General features: G+C 65.0%; 8 protein-coding genes. All 8 read left to right on the forward strand.

Going from position 1 to position 11,786, the window contains the following annotated elements:
* The first annotated feature begins 4 nt into the window (after positions 1 to 4).
* Positions 5 to 4,840 (forward strand): glycosyltransferase, encoded by a 4,836-nt coding sequence (locus ACVOLI_RS12405; RefSeq protein ID WP_481614651.1) that lies wholly within the window; start codon positions 5 to 7, stop codon positions 4,838 to 4,840.
* A 231-nt stretch (positions 4,841 to 5,071) separates the two neighbouring features.
* A complete protein-coding gene (gene fliE, locus ACVOLI_RS12410) occupies positions 5,072 to 5,428 on the forward strand; it encodes a flagellar hook-basal body complex protein FliE (RefSeq protein ID WP_481614652.1) in 357 nt (118 codons plus the stop codon).
* 12 nt (positions 5,429 to 5,440) lie between these two features.
* Positions 5,441 to 7,084, forward strand: coding sequence for a flagellar basal-body MS-ring/collar protein FliF (fliF, locus tag ACVOLI_RS12415; RefSeq protein WP_481614653.1), 1,644 nt, complete (start codon positions 5,441 to 5,443; stop codon positions 7,082 to 7,084).
* Between the two features lie 10 nt (positions 7,085 to 7,094).
* The gene (gene fliG / locus ACVOLI_RS12420) at positions 7,095 to 8,081 is read left to right on the forward strand and encodes a flagellar motor switch protein FliG (RefSeq protein WP_062171551.1); all 987 of its coding nucleotides are present in this window, start codon (positions 7,095 to 7,097) and stop codon (positions 8,079 to 8,081) included.
* Between the two features lie 53 nt (positions 8,082 to 8,134).
* The gene (locus ACVOLI_RS12425; protein WP_481614658.1) at positions 8,135 to 8,719 is read left to right on the forward strand and encodes a FliH/SctL family protein; all 585 of its coding nucleotides are present in this window, start codon (positions 8,135 to 8,137) and stop codon (positions 8,717 to 8,719) included.
* The gene (fliI, locus tag ACVOLI_RS12430) at positions 8,716 to 10,107 is read left to right on the forward strand and encodes a flagellar protein export ATPase FliI (RefSeq protein ID WP_481614654.1); all 1,392 of its coding nucleotides are present in this window, start codon (positions 8,716 to 8,718) and stop codon (positions 10,105 to 10,107) included. Before ACVOLI_RS12425 ends, fliI begins: the two co-directional genes overlap by 4 nt.
* Complete coding sequence (gene fliJ, locus ACVOLI_RS12435; protein WP_481614655.1) at positions 10,104 to 10,556, forward strand: flagellar export protein FliJ; 453 nt, start codon at positions 10,104 to 10,106, stop codon at positions 10,554 to 10,556. The genes fliI and fliJ overlap by 4 nt, the downstream gene beginning before the upstream one ends.
* Positions 10,553 to 11,623 (forward strand): flagellar hook-length control protein FliK, encoded by a 1,071-nt coding sequence (locus ACVOLI_RS12440; protein ID WP_481614656.1) that lies wholly within the window; start codon positions 10,553 to 10,555, stop codon positions 11,621 to 11,623. The genes fliJ and ACVOLI_RS12440 overlap by 4 nt, the downstream gene beginning before the upstream one ends.
* Positions 11,624 to 11,786 lie beyond the last annotated feature (163 nt).

The following is an 11,786-nucleotide window of genomic DNA, read 5'->3' on the forward strand; positions in this document are numbered from 1 at the left end:
ACACATGATCGATTGGACCCGGATCGCCGGCGGACGCTGCAGCCATACTGCCTGGAATGTCGGCATCGCCGGGTACTGCCCTGTCACCGGGCAGTTGTTTCTACTGTCCAATTCACGCTGGCAATCGCTGCTGATCGAGCTTCCGTTGCAGCAGTTACAGGCATATGGCGATGCCAACCTGCTCTCGTTCCGTCGCTTTGAACTCGCGCAGACCACGGACACTGATGCGCTGCTGCTATTGGGCGTGAGCTGGGAAGATGACGCCCTGCTTGATCCAGATGCGGTACCGCGTCGTTACCTGCTGCTTTCCGCCGGCGACCAGATGCCAGCGCAGGAGCAGGCCAAGGCCTTCGAGAAAATCCTCATTCCTGCCGACGTAGAGCCGCAGGACCGCCGCCTCGTGCATCTCAATCCCCCCGCCATGGACAGCGAACAGGAGCTGGCCGCCAACAGCAACCCAGCGTTGAACTATCCACGCAGCATCGACTGCTGGATCAACAAAGTGACGGCAGCCATCGCCGCCGATGCCTCGGTGGTACGTCGCAGCGTGCCGTTACTCAGCGTATTGATACCGACCTACAACTACGGAAGGTTCCTGGCCACCTGCGTACAGTCGGTGCTGGACCAGCAGCTGGTCGACATCGAAATTCTGGTCCTGGACAATGCCTCCAGCGACGATACCGCGGAGGTCATGGCGGCATTCGCCGACGAGCCGCGCGTCCGCTACATCCGTAACCGACACAACTATGGCGTAGGCCACAACTGGGTGAATGGCCTGCGCATCGCGCAAGGCCGGTATTTCTGCATCCTCGCCGCCGATGACCACCTGAATCCAGGTTACCTTGCACAGCTGCTGCCGCGCCTGCAGGCCAATCCGCAGGCTGCAGTCGGCTACACCGCTATCAGCTGGATCGACGAGCATGGCCTGCCGGTGCAGCAAGCCCGTCATCCCGGGCTGCGTGATACCGACTACAGCGGCGGCCGCAACGAACTGGCCGACCTGCTGATCCATGACTGTTACATGCCGTTGTCGGCCGTTGTCTACCAGCGCCATGCTTTTCTCGCCGGCTGGCGCCCAAAGAAAACCAATGGTGGTGGCGACTGGCAGATGGTGGTCCAGATGGCCGAGCGCCACCCGGATTTCGTCTATGTCAGCGAGCCAGGCGTCAGCTATCGCAGCCATGGTGCGCAGGACTCCCACCGCTTCTATGGCTCAAGCGCACCTTTGTCGGACCACCTCAGCATCGTTGAGGGCGTATTCGAGCGCGATGCGCAGGATCGCTTGAAAGGTCGCGAGTTTGAGGTCGCCGACCACATCCAACGTCGGCTCGAGCGGTACCCGCAGGAACATCAGTCTCCACTGGGAGACCGCGCGAGATCCTTGATCCGCCGACTGGAAGCCTTGGCGGAGCAGCTCGCTGCTCCATTGTTCAGCGTCATTGTCACCACCTTTGACCGCCCCACCCTGCTGCGTGATGCGTTGGCCAGTATCGCCGCGCAGAGCTTGCAGGATTTCGAAGTAATCCTGGTCAACGACAATGGCATGGCGATCGAAGAACTGATTACTTCAACGCCGCTGTCCATCAACTATCTGCGCCAGGCCCGCAACCAGGGACCGGCTGCGGCACGCAATGCCGCGCACAAACTGGCACACGGTCGCTACATCGTCTATCTCGACGATGACGACCTGTTCCTGCCAGACCATCTCCAGGTATTGGCCGATGCCATCCGGCAACAGCCGGGCCACGTGGTTTATACCGACGCAGTGTTCGTCACTGAGCGAATCGGTGACGGAATACGCGAGGTGCTTGCAGAAGAGCGTCGTTACCCACATGCGCGTTACTCCCATGCCCACCTGTCGGTAGACAACTACATCCCGGTCAACACGTTCGCCTGGCCACGTGCACTCGCCGCCCAGGTCGGTGGCTTCGATGAGCGATTGGAAGGACTGGAAGACTGGGATTTCCTGCTGCGCCTGGCCGCCAACGTGCCATTCCACCACATCCATCAGGAAACCGTGCAGGTACGCATGCGCGCCGATGCCGACGAGCGTCGCTCCGTGCACGCCTTCGCGCATTATCCGGCGCTGTACCGGAAGATCTATTCCCGCCATTCCGACCTGGACACCGAGAGCGTCCGCATCGGCCGCGCCGAACGCTTGACGCAGTTCGGCATCCATCTGCCGCAGACAGCTGAATCCGTGATCGAGAACTGGCGGGCCATTCGCCACCCGACACCTGCACAGCGACAGCTGTGCGAGCAGCGCATGCGCACGGTAGGCGCCCCACCGCGACTGTGCGTAGTCCTGTGGAGTGTTGACGGAGACACCGCCGCCGCCGAACGCAGCATCGCCAGTCTCGCTATCGATGGCGTGATACCAGAGGGCCTGCAGGTCATCGTGGTGGCCTGTGCTGCCGCGGACCTCATGTCCGCGGCCGTGACCGTCGCGCAGGTGCAAGTGATCGCAGGGGATGCTCAAGCACTGGCAGCTACCCTCCAGACCCTCGCCTCGGATCCAACCATCGACTGGCTGCTGCTGGCCAACGCTGGCGACGAATTCACCCCGGGTGGACTGCTGCAGCTGCGCCTGCTGCTCGCCGAGCAGCCACACTTGCGTGCCGCCTTCGCCGACGGCTGGTATCGCAACCAGGACGGGACCTTGGCTCCCATGCTGCGCCCGGATCTCAACCTCGACCTGCTGCTTGGCAACCCGTCGATGCTTTCGTCGCACTGGATCTTCCGGACAGAGGCACTGCGTGATACAGGCGGCCTCGATCCGGCTGCCGGTGATGCGGCGGAACTGGACCTGATCCTGCGGCTCATCCATGCCGGCGGCTTCGACGGCATCCAACATCTATCTGAGCCTTTGCTTACCTGCGCGCCGCCGCGGCAAGACAGCCACTACCCGCAGATCGCCATCCTCGCACACCTGCAGGCGCGCGGTTACTCATCCGCGACGGTAGAGCCACTAGGCAACGGGCTCTACCGTATCGATCATGGTCACGAGCAGCAGCCAACGGTTGCGTTGGTCGTGATCGTGGCCCATGACACCACGCTGGGCGCTCTGGAGCGCTGCGTGGTCTCGGTGCTTGAGAAGACCCACTATTCCAACTACAGGCTTGTGCTGGTCGACAACGGCGCCGCGCCAGAGCTACGGCAATGGATGCAGCAGGTTGAAACACTGGCAGCTGACCGGGTGCAGGCGTTTGCCTTCGATCCACCACTACCACATGCCGCTGCGTGCAATCTGGCCGCGACTCAGAGCAGCGCCGACTACCTGCTGTTCCTGCGCCCCGGAGTGGCCGCACTGCAGCCACAATGGCTTGACGAACTGCTCAACCACGGCCTGCGTCCAGAAGTTGGCGTGGTTGGTGCCAAAACCGTGTCCGGCGAAGGCAAGCTCACCCATGCAGGTCTGGTGCCCGGCCTGCTCGCCAACGGCGGCCACGCGTTTGCAGGCGCGGCCATCGATGCGCCCGGATACATGAACCGCCTTCAGGTGGCGCAGCAGTATTCCGCAGTCGCTGACAGTTGCTTGTTGATCGACAAAGCGCTGTTCGTCGAACTGGACGGCTTCGACCATGCGACGTTCAGCGACGCAGGCGCAGATGTCGATCTATGCCTGCGCGCGCGTGCGCTGGGCTACCTGACGGTATGGACGCCGCATGCACTGCTGTTGCATTCAAACGAACCGGCTCCGTTGGCGGAGGCGGTAAAGGACGCTCTGTTCGATCGCTGGCTGCCCGTCCTCGCCCATGATCCCGCCTACAACCCTAGCCTGCGCCTGGATGTTGTCGGCGGCTTCAGACTGGGCGAGTCCGAGTTCTCATGGAAGCCATTGCCGTGGCGCCCTGTCCCACGCGTGTTGGCACAACCCGCTGATCCCTGGGGTAGCGGCCAATACCGGGTGATCCAACCACTCGAGGCCTTGAAGTCTGGGGGCCATGTAGAAGGTGTGCTCTATGCAACGCTGCTCGATCCGGTCGAGCAGGCGCGCATCGATCCGGATGTGGTGATCCTGCAGCGCCGCGTCAGCGAGGACGACCTGCACAGCATCCAGCGCATGGGCCGTTATTCGTCCGCTCTGAAGATCTACGAGCTGGACGACTACCTGCCCAACCTGCCGGCCAAAAGCGCACACCGTGAACACATGCCGCGCGATGTCCTGCGCAGCCTGCGCAAGGCACTCGGGCTCGTGGACCGCTTCGTGGTATCGACCCCGGCGATGGCCGAGGCGTTTGCCGGCCTGCATCCGGATATCCGCATTGCCGCCAACCGGCTGCCGGTGAACTGGTGGAAGCAGCTGCCGCTGGTCCGTCGCGACGGCGGCCCACGACCGCGGGTAGGCTGGGCCGGTGGACTTGGCCATACCGGTGACCTGGAGATGATCGCCGACGTCGTCAGCGAATTGGCGCAGGAAGTGGATTGGGTGTTCTTCGGCATGTGCCCGGATCGCCTGCGCCCGTATATCGCTGAGTTCCATCCGGGCGTGGACATTGCGCTCTACCCACGCGCCTTGGCGGGTCTGCAACTGGATCTGGCAATCGCACCACTGGAAGACAACCGCTTCAACGCCTGCAAGAGCAACCTGCGCCTGCTCGAATACGGTGCCTGCGCCATACCGGTGGTTTGCAGCGATGTCGGCCCTTACCAGGACCCTGCCTTGCCCGTCACCCGCGTACGCAACCGACACCGCGAATGGGTGGGTGCCATCCGTGAGCATCTGACCGACACCGCTGCCCGCCACAAAGCCGGCGACGCATTGAAGACCCTCGTCCACCGCGACTGGATGCTGGAAGGTGCTGGTCTGGACGAATGGCGCGCAGCTTGGCTGCCCTGACCCACAAATCAATGTCCCGCCTGCTAGACGGCCGCCGGTTCTCCGGCGGCCGTTTTGATTTGTGCTTCAAAACCGGCGCCAGCCTTGAGAGCCCAACCAGCAGCGTCGGGTTTCCGACACGTTCCGCACCACCGCGCCACGCATTCACGAACATCAAGGCCTTCACGGTTCCGGCACGCAACTTGCAGCTGTCCCAGCAGCTCCCCCACACGTTGCCCGGAACCCCGCACGATGTCCCACTCCATCACCTCTGTTCTCTCCCAGATCCGCACGCTGCAGAACCAGGTCGGGCAAGCCGCGCCCCTTGGTGATGCGCCGCGCAGCAATGCGATCCAGGGGCTGGCCGAAGGCAATGCCGTTACCGCGCCTTCGTTCAGCCAGGCCTTGCAGGGCGCCATCCAGGGCGTCAACGAAGCCCAGCAGAAGTCCGGGCAGTTGGCTGCCGCATTCGAGCGTGGCGATGCCAATGCCGACCTGGCCAAGGTCATGGTCGCCTCCCAACAGTCCTCGCTGGCGTTCCGCGCCACCGTGGAAGTCCGTAACCGTCTCGTCCAGGCTTACCAGGACGTGATGAACATGCCGCTGTAAGGATCCGCACGCATGGCACTCGCGCTGTCCAGAGAATCACTGAATCCGGAACGGGCTGGCGCCTGGTTCGACCGTCTGCAGAGCCTGCAGATCACCCGCCGTCTGGGTTTGATGGCAATGATCACGGTTGCCGTGGCAGCCGGTCTGTTCGTGTTCTTCTGGGCGCAGAAGCCGCAGATGATGCCGCTCTACACCGGGCTGGACCAGAAGGCGACCGCCGAAGCCACCGACCTGCTGCGCTCCGCACAGATTCCGTTTGAGCTGGACGCCACCACCGGTGCCATCAGCGTGCCGGAGAAGAACGTGCACGACGCGCGCCTGAAACTGGCCGGCTCCGGCCTGACCGAGAGCGGCCGCCTCGGCTTTGAGATGATGGAGCGCGATCCCGGCTTCGGCGTCAGCCAGTTCGTCGAAACCGCGCGCTACCAGCACGCGCTGGAAACCGAGCTGGTGCGCACCATCAGCAGCCTGCGACCGGTCCGCGATGCACGCGTGCACCTGGCCATTCCCAAGCCCAGCGCCTTCACCCGCCAGCGCGATGTCGCCAGTGCCTCGGTGGTGCTGGAACTGCGCGGTGGCCAGCAGCTGGAACGCAACCAGGTGGATGCCATCGTGCACATGGTCGCTTCCAGCATTCCTGATCTGGCGCCCGAGCGCGTGACCGTGGTCGACCAGAGCGGCCGCATGCTCACCATCGCCGACCCCAACAGCGAAGCCGCGCTCAATGCTGCGCAGTTCGATCAGGTGCGGCGTCTGGAAGGTTCCTACAACCAGCGCATCCGCGAACTGCTGGAGCCGATGACCGGTGCCGGCCGGGTCAATCCGGAAGTCAGCGTCGACATGGATTTCTCGGTCACCGAGGAAGCCCGCGAGCTGTTCAACGGTGAGCCGCAAAAGGTTCGTAGCGAGCAGATCAGCGAGAACAGCAGCGCCACCGCCGGCCCGCAGGGCATTCCCGGTGCGACCAGCAACACCCCGCCGGGCGCCGCTGCAGCACCGCCGGCTACCGCCGCCACGCCGACCGAAACCTCCAAGAACGCCACCCGCAACTACGAGCTGGACCGCACCCTGCAGCACACCCGCCAGCCGCCGGGCCGGGTCAACCGGGTGTCGGTTGCGGTTCTGGTGGACCATGTGCCGCGTGCCGGTGCCAACGGCAAGCAGACCGACCAACCGCTCACTGCCGCCGAACTGACCCGCGTCGAAGCATTGGTCAAGCAGGCCGTCGGCTTCAATGCCGAACGCGGCGACACGGTGTCGGTGATGAATGCACCGTTCGTGCGCGAATCCATTCCGGTCGAAGCCCCCAAGTGGTGGGAGAACCCGCAGGTGCGTGATGCACTGCGCCTGGTGCTTGGCGCCATCGTGGTCCTGGCCCTGCTGTTCGGCGTGCTGCGCCCCGCCCTGCGCCAGATCACCAGCACGCCCAAGGCCTTGTCGGGTCCGGAAGATCCACTCAGCGCAGACGTCCAGGTTCTCGATGACGGCACCGAGATGCCGGCACTTGCCGCCGACCGCCTGCACCTTGACGGCAAGCCAGCTTTGGCACTGCCGGTGGACGCTTATGAAGAACGCCTGCGCATGGCCCGCGAAGCAGTGAAGACCGACTCCAAACGGGTTGCCCAGGTAGTGAAGGGATGGGTGTCAAATGACTGATGCAATGCCGATGACCGGCGTGCAACGTGCCGCCGTACTGCTGCTGTCGCTCGGCGAGACCGACGCGGCCGAAGTGCTGCGTCACATGGAACCGAAGGAAGTGCAGAAGATCGGCATCGCCATGGCCACGCTCAGCGACGTCACCCGCGAGCAGGTGCAGCAGGTGATGGATGATTTCGGTGCCGAACTGGGCAACAAGACCTCGCTGAGCGTCGGCTCGGACGACTACATCCGCAACATGCTGGTGCAGGCGCTGGGCAATGAGAAAGCCAGCAACCTGATCGACCGCATCCTGCTCGGCCGCAACACCACTGGCCTGGATGCGCTGAAGTGGATGGACCCGCGTGCAGTCGCTGACCTGGTGCGCAACGAGCACCCGCAGATCATCGCCATTGTCATGGCCCACCTGGAAACCGACCAGGCCGCCGAAGCGCTGAAGCTGCTGCCCGAGCGCACCCGCGTCGACGTGCTGCTGCGCATTGCCACCCTCGACGGTATTCCGCCGAACGCGCTGAACGAACTCAACGAGATCATGGAGCGCCAGTTCGCCGGCAACCAGAACCTGAAGTCGTCGAACATCGGCGGCGTGCAGTGTGCTGCCAACATCCTCAACTTCATGGACGGCGGCCAGGACCAGGCCATCCTCACCGAGATCGCCCGCATCGATTCGCCGCTGGGCAGCCGCATCCAGGACCTGATGTTCGTGTTCGACGACCTGGTGGACCTGGACGATCGCGAAATGCAGCTGGTGTTGCGCGAAGTGAGCGGCGAACGCCTGGGCCTGGCCCTGCGCGGCGCCGACATCAAGGTGCGCGACAAGATCACCCGCAACATGTCGCAGCGGGCAGCCGAGATCCTGCTCGAAGACATGGAAGCGCGCGGCCCGGTACGCCTGTCCGATGTGGAAGGCGCGCAGCGCGAAATCCTCGCCATCGTCAAACGCATGGGCGATGAAGGCACCATCACCCTCGGCGGCGCAGCGGAGGCCATGCTGTGATCAATGCCGTGCGCTGGCACGCCCCGGATCTGAACGCACCGGCCAGCCCGTCGGTGGCGGAGGAGTTCGACCTCGCATCGCTGGAAACCATCGTTGCCGAGCCGGTAGCTCCCGCCTTGCAGCCGCCGACCCTGGAGGAAGTCCAGGCAATCCGCGATGCCGCACAGGAAGAAGGCTTCCAGCAAGGTCATGCCGAAGGCTACGCGCAGGGCCAGGCCGAAGTGCGTCGCCTGACCGCGCAGATCGAGGGCATCCTCGACAACTTCAGCCGCCCGCTGGTACGACTGGAAAATGAAGTAGTCGGCGCGCTAGGCGAGCTGTCCGTACGTATCGCCGGCGCTTTGATCAGCCGTGCCTACGAGGCCGATCCATCGCTGCTCAAGGATCTGATCGACGAGGCGCTGGATACCGTCAGCGGCACCAACCGCGACGTCGAGGTGCGCCTGCACCCGGATGACATCGCTGCAATCAGCAATCTGCTTACCTTGCCGGCCGGGCAGCGCCTGGTACCAGACCACAGCCTCAGCCGCGGCGACCTGCGCGTGCACGCCGAGGCGGTGCGCGTCGATGGCACCCTCGATGCACGCCTGCGCGCTGCACTGGCCACCGTGCTGCGCCGCGCCGGAGCCAGCCAATGAATTCTGCCCCCGCGCCCTCGCCCGCTCCCGCCGACTGGGCTGCTGCACGCAACCTGCGCCTGGCCGCGCGCCTGGATGGCATCTCGCTCGATGCCGGTGGCGGTCATGGCCTGGTCCGCGAAGGCATCCTGCGCCGCGCCGTTGGCCTCACCCTCGAAGCGGTTGGCTGCGAAGCACCAATGGGTGCCAGCTGCAAGGTCGAGATCATCGACGGCGGTTGGGTCGATGCCGAGGTGGTCGGTTTCTCCGGCGACCGCACCTATCTGATGCCCAGCGCCGAGCTGCACGGCCTGCTGCCCAACGCCCGCGTTGTGCCCTCCTATCGCCGTGGCGGCGTCGAGGTCGGCGAAGGCCTGCTCGGACGCGTCATCGACTCCGATGGCGTTCCGCTGGATGGCAAGGGCCCGATCCGCGCGGAAGGCGTGGTCAGCATGGCCGGCGTGTCGATCAACCCACTTGCACGCGAGCCGATCACCCAGCCACTGGACGTTGGCGTGCGCGCAATCAATTCGCTGCTGCCAATTGGCCGCGGCCAGCGTGTCGGTCTGTTCGCGGGCTCCGGTGTCGGCAAATCGACGCTGCTGGGCATGATGACCCGCTTCACCGCTGCCGATGTGATCGTGGTCGGCCTGATCGGCGAACGTGGTCGCGAAGTACGTGACTTCGTCGAATCCACACTGGGCGAGGAAGGCCTGCGCCGCGCGGTGGTCGTCGCCAGTCCGGCCGACCGACCACCGTTGGCGCGCCTGCACGGCGCCTACCGCGCCACCGCCATCGCCGAGTGGTTCCGCGACCAGGGCTTGAACGTGCTGCTGCTGATGGATTCACTGACCCGTTTCGCCCAGGCGCAGCGCGAGATCGGCCTGTCGGTTGGTGAGCCACCAACCACCCGCGGCTACCCGCCATCGGTGTTCGCCAAACTGCCCGCGCTGGTCGAGCGCGCAGGCAACGGTGCCAAGGGCCGCGGCTCGATCACTGCTTTCTACACCGTGCTTACCGAAGGCGACGATCCGCAGGACCCGATCGCCGACGCCGCACGCGCCATCCTCGACGGCCACATCCTGCTCTCGCGGCGCGTTGCCGACAGCGGCCTGTACCCGGCCATCGATGTCGAGTCCTCGGTCAGCCGCGTGGTCCAGGACATCGCCGACGACGTCTGGCGCGCACGTATCCGCAAGCTGAAGCAGCTGGTATCGGCCTACACGGCCAACCGCGACCTGATCGCCATTGGTGCCTATCAGCGCGGCAACGACCCGCTCACCGACGAAGCGCTGGATCGGTGGCCGGAGATCATGGAATTCCTTGGCCAGGACGTGCATAACGCCGCCGACCTGAGCCACAGCCTCAGTGCATTGCACCAACTGGTAGATAGTGAGACGCCCGCATGAGCCCTAGTCGACGCCTGGACCCGCTGCTGCGCCACGCACAGGACCGTGAAGATGAAGTCGCCAAAGCCCTGGCAGAACGCCAGCAGGCCTTGGACATGCATCAGTCGCGGCTTTCCGAGTTGCGTCAGTACGCAGAGGAATACGCCAACGCGCAACTGGCGACCACCAGTGCCGCGCAGTTGCTCAACCGCCGCGCTTTCCTCGACCGCCTCGACAACGCGGTGGAAGCGCAGAGCAAGACCGTGGACAGCAACCAGGAGCGCGTTGAGGCCGAACGCGCGCGGCTGTTGCTGGCCAGCCGCGACAAAGCCGTGCTGGAACAGCTGGCCGCCAGCTATCGCGCCCAGGAAAAGCAGGTCGCCGATCGTCGCGACCAGCGCGAGATGGATGATATCGGTGCCCGCCGTGTGCGCCTGAAGAACGCCGAGGGTGAGGGAGAAAGCCAGTGAACGTCCTTTCCCCCGCACTCGGCGGTGCCGGCAGCATCGACAGCAGCGGCGCGCGCAGCAACAGCACCGACAAGTCCAGCAACAACGGCTTCGACGCAATGCTCAACAGCAAGCCAGCCACGCAGAAGCCAACAGCCAGCAAGCAAGCCAGCACTGATGCCAAGCCCGCCAGCGAAACGCGCAGCGAAGACGGTGGCAGCGAAACCACTACGGAACAGAGCACCGCCACCGACAGCAGTACCAGCAACGACGACAAGCCCGACACGCAGACCGCGGCGGAAGATGCGCCTTGGCCGCCGTTTGGGCTGTCTGCGATCGTTGCCCAGCCAACGGAGCCTGCAACGCAGGCGCCAGCGGCCCTGGCAGCTGCGAACCAGGATGAGGCCGCGCAAGCCAATCCGGCGGCGGCGCTCACTGCCCTGCCAGCGGTCGCGACTGCTGCCTCAGCCAAGCCGGCCACCATCAGCGCCGACGAGGCCAGCGCAGAGTTGAGCCTGCCGTTGGCCGCCGCAACCGCGAGCGACGATGCAAACAACCTGAACCTGGACGCCGACACCCCGGCTCCCACCACGTTTGCATCCCTGCTGCACAACCAGGCCCTGCAGGAAGTCCGCGCAAGCGCCCCGGCCAGCAGCATCACCGCACCCACGCCAACCCCGGACCTGAATGCCGGTGACTTTGACGAAGCCATCGGCGCCCGCGTCGGTTGGCTGGCGGAGCAGAAGATCGGCCACGCCCACATCCGCATCAACCCGGAAAACATGGGCGAGATCGACGTCAAACTGCAGCTGGACGGCGACCGCGTCCACGCCAGTTTCAGCAGCGCCCACGCCGATGTCCGCCACGCCCTGGAAAGCAGTCTGCCGCGCCTGCGCGAAATGCTGGGCGAACAGGGTCTGCAGCTCAGCCACGCAGATGTCGGCCAGCAGTCCACGCCGCAGCAGCAGGGCGACAAGGGCGGGACGGGTAGCGAATTGGCATCCGGCAACCAACTGGAAGGCAGCGACCTCCCGGTAACCTCCAGCCACAACCTGCGCATGCGCGGCCTGCTGGATGCGTATGCCTGAGAAATCACGTAGAGCTTGACACCTTGTAGGAGCGGGGGGGGGGGCCGGGGGGCGGGGGGGGGGGAGCAGTGGGGGGGGCGGGGGGGGCGGCCGGGCCGCCCGCGGGGGGCGGGGCGCGCCCCCCGCCCACGCGCGACCGGGTGGTGGGGGGGGGGGGGGGCGC

Source organism: Stenotrophomonas sp. STEN029 (assembly GCF_056760015.1).